Below are 13,826 nucleotides of genomic sequence, written 5' to 3'. Positions count from 1 at the left end.
GCCTCGTCACGGAGGACGCGCACTCGTCATGGACATCGCGATCGTCGGCGGCGGCATCGGCGGGCTCACCCTGGCGCTCGCGCTCCATCAGCGCGGCCTCGCCTGCCGGGTGTACGAGAGCGCTCCCGAGGTGCGGGAGCTGGGCGTCGGCATCACACTCCTGCCACACGCCATGCGGGTGCTGACCGCGCTCGGGCTCGGCGAGTCGCTGGCGAGCCAGGGCATCGAGAATCGCGAGAGCTGCTTCTTCAACCGTTTCGGCCAGCTCATCTATTCCGAGCCGCGCGGCCGGATCGCCGGCTATCCGGTCCCCGAGGTCGGCATCCATCGAGGGCGGGTGCACTTGACCCTCTGGCGCGCGGCGGTCGAGCGCCTCGGCGCGGAGCGCCTCGTCAGCGATCACCACTGCGTCGGCCTCGAGCAGAGCGGCGGGCGCGTGACGCTGCGATTCCGCTCCACGCAGACCGGCGCGGCGCGCGAGCCCATCACCGCCGACGTGGTCGTCGCCTGCGACGGCGTGAACTCGGCGGTGCGCCGGCAGTTCTATCCGGACGATCCGCTCTGCTTCGGCGGCATCAACACCTGGCGCGGCGTCACGCGGGCCAAGCCGTTCCTGACCGGGCGCAGCTACGTGCGGGTGGGCTCGATCCAGCGCGGCAACCTGGTCATCTACCCGATCGCCGACGACGTGGACGGCGACGGCCGGCAGCTCATCAACTGGACGTCCCAGGTCGCCCAGCCCGGCTACGAGCGCAACGACTGGAACAAGCCGGGCCGGCTCGAGGACTTCCTCCCGATCTACGCGGGCTGGACGTTCGACTGGCTCGACATCCCCGACCTGCTCCGCCGCTCGGACGTCATCTTCGAGTACCCGATGGTGGATCGCGATCCCATCGATCGCTGGACCTTCGGCCGCGTCACCCTGCTGGGCGACGCCGCGCACCCGATGTACCCGCGTGGCTCCAACGGCGCGGCGCAGGCCATTCTCGACGCGCGCGCCCTCGCCGACCGTCTGGCTGCCGGCGGCGACCCGGCCGCCGCGCTCGCCGCCTACGAGGCCGCGCGCTCGGGTCCGACCGCGCGCGTCGTCCGCACCAACCGCGAGCAGCCGCCCGACTACCTCATCCGCCGCGTGGAGGAGCTGGTCGGCGACGCGCCGTTCGACGACCTCGACCGCTACATCTCGCGTGCCGAGCTTCGGGGCTTCTCCGAGGAGTACAAGCGGGTCACCGGCTTCACCCGGGACGACGTGACCGAGCCGGAGCGACCCGCTTGATCACCCGCTTCTCGACCCTGTACGTCGGCCACATCGAGCTGGAGCGGTGCGGGCTCGACGGCACGCCCGCCGACGACCGCCGGTATCCCAACGAGCGCCTCGCCGAGGCCTTCGACACCGCCGCCGCGCTCGCCCGGGCCGCCGACACCCTCGGATACGAGACGCTCTGGCTGGCCGAGCATCATTTCCAGCACGAGGGCTTCGAATGCATCCCGAGCATCCCCATGCTCGCGGTGGATTTGGCCCATCGCACGCGGCGCGTGAAGATCGGCTGCGCCTTCAACGTGGTGCCCACGTGGCACCCGCTCCGTCTCGCCGAGGACTACGCGGTCGCCGACATCCTCACCAACGGTCGCGTGGTCTTCGGCGTCGGCCGTGGCTATCACAGTCGAGAAGTCGAGACGTTCGGCAACCCGATGCTGGACGCCGAGGCCAACCGCGAGCTCTTCGAGGAGCAGGTGGAGGTCATCCTGAAGGCGTTCCGCGAGGACTCCTTCTCGCACCGCGGGAAGCGCTACACGATCCCGCCCGACGTGCCCTATCGCGGCTACGCGCTGAAGGAGATCACCCTCGTGCCGCGTCCGCTCCGCCGGCCGGTGGAGGTCTGGCAGCCGATCGTGAGCGGCGGGGCGCGCGGCCTCGAGTTCATGGCCCGCCACCGCATCAAGGGGATCATCTCCGCCACCGCGGAAGAGCTGGTCCAGCGCTGGGCGCGCGAGTACCAGGAGACGGCGCGCCGCCACGGGCGCGACCTCGCGCTCGGCGAGGACCTGATCCTCGGCTTCCGCATGTGCATCGACGACACGGTGGAGGCCGCCATCGAGCGCGCGCGCCCCTACTTCGAGGAGCACGCCAAGGTGATGGCACCGCTCGGCATGCTGCGCTACAGCGAGGAGCACGTCCGCGCGGTGGCGGCCCGCCGGCCCCAATCGCCGACCTCGGCCACCCTCGAGAACGGGGTCGGCAACCGCTCGTGGCTGTGCGGGCCGTCCGCCGACATCGTCGCGTACCTGAAGGAGATCGAGCGCCGCTATCCCGGGCTCGACCACGTCATGATCGGCTGGGCCATCGGCACCCCGCGCGATCTCATGATCGAGCAGCTCGCCCGCTTCGCGCGCGAGGTCATGCCCGCCTTCCGCCCTCGCGCCTGACCGCTGAGTCATCGGTGGACGATCTCGTCATCCGCGGCGGCATGATCCTGGACGGCACCGGGGTGGCGCCGGTCCCGGGCGATCTCGCGGTGCGCGACGGCCGGATCGCGTCGATCACGACGCGACACTCGGGACCGGCCCGCCGCGTGATCGACGCGACGGCGCAAGTGGTCGCGCCCGGGTTCATCGACATCAAGACGCATTCCGACTTCACGCTGCCTTACGCCCCGCGAGCGGAGAGCAAGATCCTGCAGGGCGTAACCACCGACGTGGTCGGCCACTGCGGGTTCTCGCTGGCGCCGGTCACCCCGGGCCGAGCCGGTCTGCTCCAGGAATACCTCGCCGGGTTCGCCCCGTGGATCGAGACGCGGGAGACCACCTTCGCCGAGTACATGGACACCTTCCCGCCGACCGCGATCAACACGATCATGCAGGTCGGTCACAACACGCTCCGGCTGATGACGGTGGGCATGGACGATCGCGCGCCCACCGACGGCGAGATGGCCCTCATGCAGCGGCTCCTGGCCGAGGGCCTGGCCGCGGGCGCGCGGGGGCTCTCCTCCGGCCTCTTCACCGCGCCCGGCTCTTTCGCCAAGCCGGACGAAGTGCTCCGCCTGCTCGGCGTGGTCAAGCAACATCGCGGAGCCTACGCCACCCACCTGCGCAGCGAGTCGGACGGGATCTTCGAGGCGGTCCGGGAGGCGATCGACGCGTCGGAGACCTCAGGAGTAGACGTCCAAATCGCCCATCTGAAGCTGTCCGGACTCGACAATCGCGGTCGGGCCCCGCGGCTGCTCGCCGAGATCGACGCCGCGCGCCGTCGCGGGGTCCGCGTCGTCTGCGACGCCTACCCGTACACGTGCGCCGCGAATCCGCTGCGGAACCTCCTGCCGCTCTGGGTTCAGGCGGGCGGCCTTCCGGCGATGCTCGGCCGGCTTCGTGATCCGGCCGTGCGTCGGCGTCTCGCCCGCGAGATCGACCAGCGCGGGCTCACGAGCTTCGGGCGGATCGCCTCGTGGGACGCGGTGAGCGTCAGCACGTCGCGGACGCGCTCCGGAGACGCCGGCCGCAGCATCGCCGCACTCGCACGTGACGCCGGGATGGAGCCGATCGATCTGGTGTGCAATCTCCTCGAGGCGGACGCGGGCGCAACCTTCGTGGTCGTCTGCTCCATCGACGAGGCCGACGTGCAGTCTCTTCTTCGCTCGCCGGCGGTGCTGGTCGGCTCGGACGGCCGCGCGGTCGCGCCGCAGAGCGTGGCCGGACAGGGACGGCCCCATCCGCGCTTCTACGGGACGTTCCCGCGAGTTCTTGGCCACTACGCGCGGGATCTCGGCCTGCTCTCGCTCCCCGAGGCCGTGCACAAGATGACCGGGGCATCGGCTCGCGTGCTGGGGCTCGTGGATCGTGGGCTCCTGCGTGAGGGTTACCGAGCTGACATCACGACGTTCGACCCGGCCGCGATCACCGATCGCGCCACCTACGAGGACCCGCATCGCTACCCGGACGGGATCGGGAGCGTCGTGGTGAACGGAATCGTCGTCGTCGATTCGGGTGAGCACACCGGCGCCCTGCCGGGACGCGTGCTCCGGCGCGGGCCAGCGGGAATCAGCTGACGCGAGAGGCCGTCAGAGTTGCCCGCGGAGGACGCTCGACGTGGGCGAAGTGGCTCAGGAGCAGCCACGTCGGAAACGCGCGGACGAGCTCGCGGGGCCCCTCCATCCGGAGACCGCCCTCCCGCACCGCCTGGGCGAACGGGAGCGCGCCGGTCCAGACCCGGGCCATCGCGCCCGCGTCCGCGGAGACCACCAGATCCACGTCGTAGCCGGGATCCTTCAGGCACACGTCCGACCCGCCGCGCTGGAGGATCAGCCAGGAGGTCCGGAAGGACCGGCACCGCGACGGGAACGCGCGGAAGTCGAACCGCACGACGACCCGATGCCGAGGCAGACGCGGAAAGTCGATCCGCCGCCGCACGTTCCACATGAGCAGCATGAGATCCAGGTTCTCGGGATCGAACTGCGTCGTGGCCCACCGCTGGCCCCATTCGCCGAGCCGCTCCAGGACCCCGCGCAATTCCTCGGCCGCGGGAGTCGGGAGGTACTCGCGTCCGCGCCCGCGGGCCAGCGGCCGGCTGGTGATGACGCCGGCGTCCTCCAGCTCGCGCAGGCGCTGGCCGAGCAAGGTGCGCGAGATCAGCGGCATGCCTTGCCGGATCTCGTTGAACCGCCGGCCGCCGGCCAGCAGCTCCCGGAGGATCAGCGGCGTCCAGCGCTCGGCGAAGGTCTCGCACGCCATGGCGATCGGGCAGAACTGGCCGTAACCCTTCATGCTGCTCCGACTCTAGGCGCGCGGCCGGGGCGCCGGCAAGTCCATTTTTTGGTCTTGGACGGCCCCCCGCTCCCCTGCCATCCTGAGCACGTCGGGGGCCCGGATCCTCGGACCGACGGAGGTGAACGATGAGCACGCAGGCCCTACCCAACGCTGACCGGGCGCGGTTCGATCAGGGCGCGATCGCGCGCGATCTGGGACCGCGCTTCGCCGCCCGCGCCGCCGCCCACGATGCCACGGATGGCTTCGTCGCCGACAACTACCGCGATCTCCGCGAGCGCCGGGTGTTCTCGGCGGGCGTGCCCGCCGAGCTGGGCGGCGGCGGCGCCTCCCACGCCGAGCTGTGCGAGATGGTGCGCGCGCTCGGGCAGTGCTGCGGATCGACCGCGCTCGCCCTGGCCATGCACACGCACCAGGTCGCGATCGCGGCCTGGCGCTGGCGCCACGAGGGCGGCGTCATGGAGCCGCTGCTCCGACGGATCGCCGCGCAGCAGACGATCCTGGTGACCAGCGGCGGCTCCGACTGGATCGCCGGCTCCGGACGCGCGGAGCCGGTGGACGGTGGCTACCGCATCAGCGGCCGCAAGGTCTTCTCGAGCGGAGCCCCGGCGGGAGACCTCTTCATGACGATGGCGATCCACGACGACCCGGAGCGCGGTCCGACGGTGCTGCACGTCGCGATTCCCTTCGACGCGCCGGGCCTCGCCATCCAGGAGACGTGGCGGACGCTCGGCATGCGTGGCACCGGCTCCCACGATATCGTGCTGGACGGCGTCTTCGTCCCCGAGAGCGCGGTCGGCCTCCGGCGGCCGCCCGGACGGTGGACCCCCGCGTGGCACGTGGTCGCCATGCATGCGCTGCCGCTGATCTACGCGGTCTACGTCGGCGTGGCCGAGGCCGCCCACCCCCTCGCCCTGCGCGCCGCGGCGCCCCGACGCCACGACGCCGCCGTGCAGGAGCTGGCCGGCCGCATGGAGAACGAGCTGGCCGTCGCGCGGATGGCGTTGCGCCAGATGGTCGACGCGGCGGCGCGCGACCGCCCGGGCACCGAGACCACCAACGAGGTGATGATCGGACGGGCGGTGGCGGGCCGCGCCGCGATCGGGACCGTCGAGGCCGCGATGGAGCTGGCCTCGGGCGCGGGCTTCTACCGCGACCTGGGGCTCGAGCGGCTCTTCCGCGACGTCCAGGGCGCCCGCTATCACGCGCTACGCGGGAGCGCCCAGCTCACCTACGCGGGACGCGTGGCCCTCGGCCTGGACGTGAACCCTCTCCCCTCCGGGGAAAGGCCAGGGTGAAGGGCAGGGGCGCGGGGCCTACGCGAACACGAACCCCGGGTATCCCCGCGCCGCCACCTCGTCGCACCGCTCGCGGTACTTCGGCGCCCCGCCCGCGTAGACGATGAACGTGCGCTTGTCCTTGCCGGCCACGTTGGAGTTGATGCCCATCATCCACGAGTCGACCTGGGTGAAGAGCATGCGGCGCCCGGTGTCGTGCACGTGCTGGGTCCACTCGCGCTCGGCCTCGGGGGTGGACTCGACGCGGGCGTAGCCCCGCTCGCGCATGTGGGCGATGAGGGCGGTCACCCAGTCCACGTTCTGCTCGATGCAGCGCGGGATGTTGCAGAAGGTCGCCGCGTTGTGCGGGCCGACCAGGGTGAACAGGTTGGGGAAGCCCACGATCTGCAGGCCCAGATAGGTGCGCGGGCCCGCGGCCCACTTCTCGCGGAGCCGCTGCCCGCCCACGCCGCGGATGTCGATGCGATCGAACGACCCGGTGACGGCGTCGAACCCGGTGGCGTAGATGATCATGTCGAACTCGCGCTCGCCGTCGCCGGTCTCGATACCGGCGGGGGTGATGCGCCGGATCGGCGTCTCCCGAATGTCCACCAGCCGCACGTTCGGCTGGTTGTAGACCTCGTAGTAGCCGCTCTCCAGCGGCACGCGGCGGGTGCCGAAGCCGTGGTTGGTCGGGATCAGCTTCTCGGCCACCTCGGGGTCGCGCACTCGCGAGCGGATCTTCCGCCGCATGAACTCGGTGATGGTGGCGTTGGCCTCCTGGTTGATCAGCACGTCGCGGAAGTTGCCCATCCAGATGCCGAAGCCCGGCGCGCGGTAGAGCTTCTCGAAGAAGGCCTCGCGCTCCTCGGCGCTCACCTCGAGCGCGTTGCGCGGGTCGGCCTGGTGGATGAAGCAGCCGAACGAGTCGCGGCACCGCGCGAAGATCTCGGGATAGGTCGCCTTGATGCGCGCCTGGGTCGCCGCGTCGATCCGGCTGTTGTGCAGGGGGGCGCACCAGTTCGGCGTGCGCTGGAACACGGTGAGATGGCCGACCGTCTTGGCGATCTCGGTGATGGCCTGCACCGCGGTGGCCCCGGTACCGATCACCGCCACGCGCTTGTTCGCGAAGCTCACCGGCTCGTGGGGCCAGCGGCCGGTGTGATAGGCCTCGCCGCCGAAGCTCTCCAGTCCGGGGATGGTGGGCATGGTCGGCGCGGACAGGGGCCCGATCGCGGTGATCAGGAAGCGTGCCCGCGCCCGGCGGCCGTCCTCGCTCTCGATCTCCCACTGCCCGGCCGCCTCGTCGTACGTCGCGGCCTTGACCCGGCAGTTGAACTCGATGTCACGGCGGAGGTCGAGCTTGTCGGCCACGAAGTTGCAGTAGCGCAGCGTCTCCGGCTGCGCCGCGAAGTGCTCGCTCCACTCCCACTCGCGCAGGATCTCCTCGGAGAAGGAGTAGCCGTAGGTCCAGCTCTCGGAGTCGAAGCGGGCGCCGGGGTAGCGGTTCCAGTACCACGTGCCGCCCACGCCCGAGCCGGCCTCGAACACCCGCGCCCGCAGGCCGAGCCCGCGCAGCCGGTGCAGCTGGTACATGCCGGAGATCCCGGCGCCGATCACGAGGACGTCGTCGGTCATCGCCGAGAGCATAGCAGACGCGGCGGTCAGTACTCCGAGAGCAGGCGGTCCACCATGGCCTTGGCCGAGCTCCAGTCGTAGGAGCGGAACATGCGGCGGTTCACCACCGGCTGCGCGGCCGAGTAGAACATCTCGTACTGCAGCTGGCGACCTCCGTACTCGGTGCCGACAAAGTCCCAGATCAGCTTCAGCAGCTTCACCCTCTCGCGCGCGTCGGCCGCGGTGGACTTGTAGTACCGCTCGGTGGGCTCGCGGCTCTCCGGCGACCGGAACGCGGCCTCCGACGACGGCAGGTTCTGGAAGGCGCCCCCGGCCAGCTCGCGCATCGTCCGGTACATGTCCACGATGAGCCGTCGCTGCAGGCTCATGCCCGCGTAGATGTACTGCGGATGCGGGCGCGCGTAGCCCTCGCTGACGAGCGGACGGCGCTCGGCCGCCTGCACCAGCGCGTCGAACGCGGCGCAGAAGGTGGCGATGTCGCCGCCCAGGACGGCCTGCGTGCCCGCGTCCCCCTCCCCGCGCCCGACCTCGACCAGCTTCATGGCGAGCCCGGCCAGGAATTCGAGCTTCACCCCGAAGCGCACCAGCGACTGGAAGTTCGCGGTCACGTGGGCGGGCGATTCGTGGAACTGGGCGGTCACCCGCTCGACGCTCTTGTACACGAACACGTGCTCCCACGGCACCGCCACGTCGTCGAACACCACGGTGGTGTCGACCTCGTCGAAGCGCGAAGAGAGCGGGTAGTCGTACACGCTGGTCGCCAGAGTGGCGTAGGGCCGGCGGGGCAGCAGGCGCAGGCCCTCCGCGTTCACCGGCACCACCACCGAGATCGCGTAGTCGACGTCGCCCGCGGTGAGCGGCGTGATGTAGCTCACGAACAGCCAGTCGGCCATCGTCACCGACGTGGCGATCGAGTGCGCGCCGCGAATGACGATGCCCGCGTCGGTCTCCTTCACCACGCCCGGGTGCAGGAAGGGCTCGGGATGCTGATGGGCGGGCGTGACGCGGTCGATCTGGGGCGGCACGATGGCGTAGGCCAGGTAGAGGTCCTCGTCGCGCGCCCGCTCGTAGAAGCGGACGACGTGGTCGCCGAACTGCCGCCCCCCGCGATCGAACAGTTGCCGCCAGCCCGCGAAGCCGGTGAGCACCGAGGCCACGTGGTCGGGGGTGCGCCCCATGAGCCCGTACGAGCCCTCGGCCCAGAAGCGGTGGACGGCGCGCCGGCGCCCGAGGTCCTCCGCGGACCGCGGGATCAGCCACATCGCGCCGATGCGCCGGCCGCTGGCCGGATCCACGCAGGTGGTGACGTCGGGCGCCTCGGCCGCCGCGTCGTAGCGCTCCGCGATGCGCCGGGTCGATTCGGCGAAGGCGGGATGACGGGTCACGTCGCCGACGCGCTGGCCGTCCAGGACCACGACGCGCCCGTCGCGGAGGCTCGCCAGATAGTCGGCGCCGCGCCGCATGGCCGGACTCTCGCACACCGCCGCGGCGAGGCGCAAGCGGGGCGCGGTATGATCGCGCGCGGGAGGGCTGCGCACTCGTGTCCACCGCCGCGAATTCCGGATCCTCGAGCGTGTTCGGCGCGCCCATGCCGCGCAAGGAGGACGCGCGGCTCGTCACCGGCCACGGCCGCTACGCGAGCGACGTCGAGCGGCCGCGCATGCTCCACGTCGCCTTCGTGCGCAGCCTGCACGCGCACGCGCGGATCCGCAGCGTCGACACCGCCGCCGCTGCGGCGGCACCCGGCGTGGTAGCGGTGGCCACCGGCGCCGACGCGGACTTCGCCCCGCACCGCATGCGCGCCCGCTCTGCGCTACCGACCTACGTCGAGACCGAGCAGCCGATCCTGGCCGTCGCGAAGGCTCGGTTCGCGGGCGAGGCGCTGGCCGCGGTGGTGGCCCGCGATCGCTACGCGGCCGAGGACGGCGCCGGGCTCGTGCGGATCGACTACGCGCCGCTGCCCGCGGTGGTCGACGCGGTCGCCGCCCGCGGCCACCAGGCGGTGGTCCACGAGGCGGCACCCGACAACGTGCTGCTCTCGCGCCGGTTCGAGGGCGGCGACGTGGAGGCCGCGCTGGCCGCCTCCGCGGTGGTGGTGGAGCGCGACTTCCGCACCAACCGTCAGACCGCGGCCCCGCTCGAGGGACGCGGCGGCGTCGCCGACTGGAACGCGGCCGAGGGCAAGCTCACCCTCTGGTCCAGCACCCAGGTGCCGCATCTGGTCCGCCACGGCCTGGCCGGCCTGCTCGGCCTCGCCGAGAGCCGAATCCGCGTCGTGGCCAAGGACGTGGGCGGCGGCTTCGGCATGAAGGCCGTCCTCTATCCCGAGGAGGTCGCGCTCTGCCTCCTCGCGATGCGCCTCCACCGGCCGGTCAAGTGGGTGGAGGCGCGCCGCGAGGGGCTGCTGGCCGCGGCGCACGCGCGCGACCACCATTACGCGGTGCGCGCCGGCTTCGATCGCGCCGGCGTGCTGCTGGCCATGGACGTGCGCGCGGCCTGCAACGCGGGCGCCTATTCCGTGTACCCGTGGACCGCGGGCATCGAGGCGCTGATGGCGGGCGGGCTCCTGACCGGCCCGTACAAGCTGCGCAACTACCGCTGCGACGTCACCGCGATGGCGACCAACACCGCCCCGGCCGGGCCCTACCGCGGCGTCGCCCGGCCCGCCACCACCTTCGTGATGGAGCGCGTGCTCGATCTCGGCGCCCGCGCCCTCGGCCTCGATCCGGTCGAGGTCCGCCGCGTCAACCTCGTGGGTCCCGCCGACCTGCCCTACACCGCGGCCACGCGCCTCGTCCACGACAGCCCGACCTATCCGGTGTGCTTCGAGCAGGCGGTCGGGGCGATCGGCTACGGGGCGTTCCGTGCCGAGCAGGCGCGCCTCCGGCGCGAGGGCCGCCACGTGGGCATCGGCTTCGCGAACTACAACGAGCTGACCGGCCTCGGTCAGGCCGCCTCCGCGGGGCCGCGCATGCCCTTTCGCACCGGCCACGAGGGTGCGACCGTCCGCGTGGATCCCTCGGGCGCGGTCACGGTCCTCGCCGGCGTGACCTCGCAGGGCCAGGGCACGGAGACGACGGTGGCGCAGATCGTCGCCTCGGAGCTGGGCGTGCCGTTCGACGCGGTCTCCGTCGTGATCGGCGACACCGACGCCACGCCCTTCGGCCTCGGCGCGTTCGCCTCGCGGCAGGCGGTGATCGGCGGCGGCGCCGCGATGCGCGCGGCGAGCGCGGTGCGCGACAAGACCGTGCGCATCGCCGCGCACCTGCTCGAGGCCGCGCCCGAGGACCTGGAGACGCACGACGGGCGCGTGGCGGTCCGGGGCGCGCCGGGACGCGCGATCGCCTTCGCCGAGGTGGCCCGGGTCGCGCACCTCGAGACCCATCGGCTGCCCGCCGACATGGAGCCGGGCCTCGAGGCCACGCGCTTCTACGATCCCATCCGCGGCACGTTCGCGGCCGGATCGCAGGCCGCGGTGGTCGAGGTGGAGGCGGAGACCGGCGTGCTGACGATCCATCGCTACGTCTGCGTCGAGGACACCGGGCGCGTCATCAACCCGCTGATCGTCGAGGGCCAGGTGCAGGGCGCGATCGCGCAGGGCATCGGCGGCGCGCTCCACGAGCTCCTGCTCTATGACGAGGACGGCCAGCTCCTCACCGGTACCTTCATGGAGTACGCGCTGCCCGTCGCGGCCACCATTCCGCCGCTCGAGCTGCACCACGTCGAGGAGCCGGCCGACAACCTGCTGCGCGTGCGCGGCGTCGGCGAGGGCGGCACGCTCGGGCCCGCCGCGGTGATCGCCAACGCGGTGGCCGATGCCCTGGCCCCGCTCGGCGTCGAGCCGAACGAGCTGCCGATCTCTCCGGGCCGGCTGTGGGCGCTGGTCCGGGGGCGCGCAAGGCCGTGAAGTCTTGCCGATCCGCCGCGCCTTCTTCTATCCTCGGGAAGACGCCATGAAGCTCCGCACCTTCCTGCTCGCGGTGGTGAGCCTGACGCTGGTGCCCCTCCTCGGCGTGGCCGGCATCGCGATCTGGTGGGCGCACCAGGACGAGCGCCGCAACCTCGAGCAGGTGCTGCTGTATCACGCCCGCTCCCTGAGCGTCGCGGTGGACCGCGAGGTCGAGACCACGCGGGCGGGCCTGATGGGGCTCTCGACCTCGGACGATCTCGACGCGAAGGACCTCGGCAAGTTCTACGAGCAGGCGCGCCTGGCCCGCGAGGCCTACCGGCGATGGCTGACGGTGGCCCTCGTGGATCCGTCGGGACGTCAGGCGCTCAATCTCATGCATCCGCTCGGCACCGCGCTGCCGAGCCTGTCGGGGCTCGAGACGTTCCAGCGCACGATCCAGGCGCGCGAGCCCCAGGTGTCCGATCTGATCGTGGATCCGACCACCGCCCGGCGGGTGATCGCGGTCACCCTGCCGTTACTGCGTGACGGCGAGATCCGGCACGTGCTGATCGCCTTCCTGACCCCGGAGAGCTTCGCGTCGGTGCTGGCCTCGGCCCAGGTCGCCGGCGGCAACGTCGCGACCATGGTCGATCGTCACGGCGTCGTGGCGGCCACGACGCGCGACGCGGGCCAATGGGTGGGCAAGCCGTCGCCCGTCCTCGTCACGCGCGTCCGCGAGCACGAGGAGGAAGTGTTCGCCGGCCCCTCGCGCGAGGGCTCCGCGGCCTACACCGCGTTCAGCCGCGGGCTGCAGTCCCGCTTCACGGTGAGCATCACCACGCCGCAGGAGCAGCTGGAGGCGCCACTGCGCCGCTCGCTGTGGCTGCTCTCGGCGGCCGCCGTCGCGGCGCTCGTGCTCTCGCTCGGCGTGGCCAACGTGGCCGGGCGCCGGTTCACCGGGCGGTTGCGCCGGCTGACCGGCGCGTTCACCGCCTTCGGCCGCGGCGAGCCCATCCCGGAGCTGCCGCAGTTCACGCTCTCGGAGCTGAGCGGCGTCAGCTCCGCTCTGCGCGACGCGATGGCGGTCCTGCAGGCGCGGGCCACCGCGCTGCAGGAATCGGAGCAGCGCTACCGCACGACCTTCGAGCGCAACCCGGCCGGGATGTGCCTGGCCCTCCAGGACGGGCGCATCGTCGACTGCAACGAGGCCTTCGCCCGCATCCTCGGCTTCGATGGCCCGGCCGAGGTGCTGGCCACGAACATCGCCCAGCTGTACGTCCAGCCCAAGGAGCGGGAGCAGCTGCTCGAGCGGGTGAAGGCGGCGGGCACCGCGGTCAACGGCGAGATCCAGATGCGCCGGCGCGACGGGCGCCTGATCTGGGTGCTGGTGAGCGTGGTGCCCAGCTCGGGCCCGCCCCGGGGCGACTTCGAGACGACCCTCGTGGACATCACGGAGCAGAAGGCGGCCGACGAGCTGCGCACCATCGCCCGGCTCGCCAATGGCGCGGCCCACGAGATCAACAACCCGCTGGCGCTGGTCGTCGGCCGCCTGGAGATGCTGCTGGACGACGGGGGCCTCGCCCCCGACCTGCGCGAGCGCATCGTCCACATCCACGCGGCAGCCGAGCGCATCCGCGAGATCGTGGTGGACATGACCCACCTCACCCGCGTGCAGCTGTACGAGCACACCGGCAGCGGGCTGCCCGAGATGATCGACATCCGCAAGTCGGCCGCCGCGTCGGGCGACCCGCCGGAACCGCCCGCGTCCTAGCCGGTCGGCGGTCCGGGCACTTCGGGACCGGGGCGGGCGGGCGTCGTACCCGAGCCGCCGCGCGATCCAGCGCGCCCGCGCGGGCAGAACGACCCGGTCGGCGCGCTGGCGCGTCCATTCCTCCGTGGCATCGTTGTTGCCGTCCGTTCTCCGTGTGGAGTCGAGCCGGTGAAGCGAACACTCGCGACGGGAGGACAGGGCGATGAATGGAACTCGGCGAGCCATCGGAGTCGGTGCGTTCATCGTGCTCGCGCTCGGGACGGCCTGGGCGCTGGAGCACAAGGCCAGCCAGCGGGAGCGCGACGCGGCGGGTCACATCGTCGCGCCGGCGGCCGTCACGCCGCGGGAGGAATCCGGCGCGGGCCAGACGACCGCGCCTGACTCGCAGCCGGAATACGACCGCTCGGACCTTCTGCTCAGCCAGGGATAGGGCGCGGACTCCAGGGCTATGGCGGCCGACACGCGCGCCATGGCCCTGGCCGCGGTCGGAATC

The 13,826-nt window shown here is 72.1% G+C and carries 10 protein-coding genes; 7 read left to right on the top strand and 3 right to left on the bottom strand.

Annotation, left to right across the window (positions count from 1 at the left end; genetic code table 11):
- The first annotated feature begins 28 nt into the window (after positions 1–28).
- Genes VKN16_26410 through VKN16_26400 form a run of 3 tightly spaced genes read left to right on the top strand, consistent with a single transcriptional unit; the run spans position 29 to position 4,043 of the window.
- Complete coding sequence (locus VKN16_26410) at positions 29–1,276, top strand: flavin-dependent oxidoreductase (GenBank protein HME97755.1); 1,248 nt, start codon at positions 29–31, stop codon at positions 1,274–1,276.
- Positions 1,273–2,427 (top strand): LLM class flavin-dependent oxidoreductase, encoded by a 1,155-nt coding sequence (locus tag VKN16_26405; protein HME97754.1) that lies wholly within the window; start codon positions 1,273–1,275, stop codon positions 2,425–2,427. Before VKN16_26410 ends, VKN16_26405 begins: the two co-directional genes overlap by 4 nt.
- A gap of 14 nt (positions 2,428–2,441) precedes the next feature.
- Positions 2,442–4,043 carry a D-aminoacylase gene (locus VKN16_26400; protein ID HME97753.1) on the top strand — a complete coding sequence of 534 codons (1,602 nt, stop codon included), beginning with the start codon at positions 2,442–2,444 and terminating at the stop codon, positions 4,041–4,043.
- Here VKN16_26400 and VKN16_26395 read toward each other — a convergent pair.
- Complete coding sequence (locus VKN16_26395) at positions 4,036–4,758, bottom strand: winged helix-turn-helix transcriptional regulator (protein ID HME97752.1); 723 nt, start codon at positions 4,756–4,758, stop codon at positions 4,036–4,038. The two genes, VKN16_26400 and VKN16_26395, sit on opposite strands and share 8 nt — an antisense overlap.
- 128 nt (positions 4,759–4,886) lie before the next feature.
- On the opposite strand from VKN16_26395, the gene VKN16_26390 reads away from it, so the two are divergent.
- Positions 4,887–6,056, top strand: a complete 1,170-nt coding sequence (locus VKN16_26390) for an acyl-CoA dehydrogenase family protein (protein HME97751.1) — start codon at positions 4,887–4,889, stop codon at positions 6,054–6,056.
- An 18-nt stretch (positions 6,057–6,074) separates the two neighbouring features.
- On the opposite strand, the gene VKN16_26385 is transcribed toward VKN16_26390, so the two are convergent.
- Together VKN16_26385 and VKN16_26380 are read right to left on the bottom strand one after the other, a co-directional pair.
- Entirely contained in the window at positions 6,075–7,673 is a 1,599-nt protein-coding gene (locus tag VKN16_26385) for an NAD(P)/FAD-dependent oxidoreductase (protein HME97750.1), read from the bottom strand.
- 26 nt (positions 7,674–7,699) lie between these two features.
- Positions 7,700–9,136 (bottom strand): 4-hydroxyphenylacetate 3-hydroxylase N-terminal domain-containing protein, encoded by a 1,437-nt coding sequence (locus VKN16_26380; protein HME97749.1) that lies wholly within the window; start codon positions 9,134–9,136, stop codon positions 7,700–7,702.
- A gap of 110 nt (positions 9,137–9,246) precedes the next feature.
- Between VKN16_26380 and VKN16_26375 the strand changes: the two genes are divergently transcribed.
- From VKN16_26375 to VKN16_26365, 3 genes are all read left to right on the top strand, one after another.
- Positions 9,247–11,580, top strand: coding sequence for a xanthine dehydrogenase family protein molybdopterin-binding subunit (locus tag VKN16_26375; protein ID HME97748.1), 2,334 nt, complete (start codon positions 9,247–9,249; stop codon positions 11,578–11,580).
- A gap of 46 nt (positions 11,581–11,626) precedes the next feature.
- On the top strand, positions 11,627–13,333 hold the full coding sequence (locus tag VKN16_26370; protein ID HME97747.1) for a PAS domain S-box protein: 1,707 nt from the start codon (positions 11,627–11,629) through the stop codon (positions 13,331–13,333).
- A 244-nt stretch (positions 13,334–13,577) separates the two neighbouring features.
- Positions 13,578–13,763 carry a hypothetical protein gene (locus tag VKN16_26365; GenBank protein HME97746.1) on the top strand — a complete coding sequence of 62 codons (186 nt, stop codon included), beginning with the start codon at positions 13,578–13,580 and terminating at the stop codon, positions 13,761–13,763.
- Positions 13,764–13,826: the final 63 nt, after the last annotated feature.

This window comes from Candidatus Methylomirabilota bacterium (genome assembly GCA_035315345.1).
In the GTDB taxonomy this organism is placed as follows: Bacteria; Methylomirabilota; Methylomirabilia; order Rokubacteriales; family CSP1-6; genus CAMLFJ01.
This window is presented reverse-complemented; position numbering and strand designations above follow the sequence as displayed.

Bases quoted from the DNA above. Each gene is read 5' to 3' on its own strand.
- VKN16_26390 (HME97751.1), top strand. From the start codon at position 4,887: ATGAGCACGCAGGCCCTACCCAACGCTGACCGGGCGCGGTTCGATCAG.
- VKN16_26370 (HME97747.1), top strand. From the start codon at position 11,627: ATGAAGCTCCGCACCTTCCTGCTCGCGGTGGTGAGCCTGACGCTGGTG.
- VKN16_26395 (HME97752.1), bottom strand. From the start codon at position 4,758: ATGAAGGGTTACGGCCAGTTCTGCCCGATCGCCATGGCGTGCGAGACC.
- VKN16_26380 (HME97749.1), bottom strand. From the start codon at position 9,136: ATGCGGCGCGGCGCCGACTATCTGGCGAGCCTCCGCGACGGGCGCGTC.
- VKN16_26385 (HME97750.1), bottom strand. From the start codon at position 7,673: ATGACCGACGACGTCCTCGTGATCGGCGCCGGGATCTCCGGCATGTAC.
- VKN16_26410 (HME97755.1), top strand. From the start codon at position 29: ATGGACATCGCGATCGTCGGCGGCGGCATCGGCGGGCTCACCCTGGCG.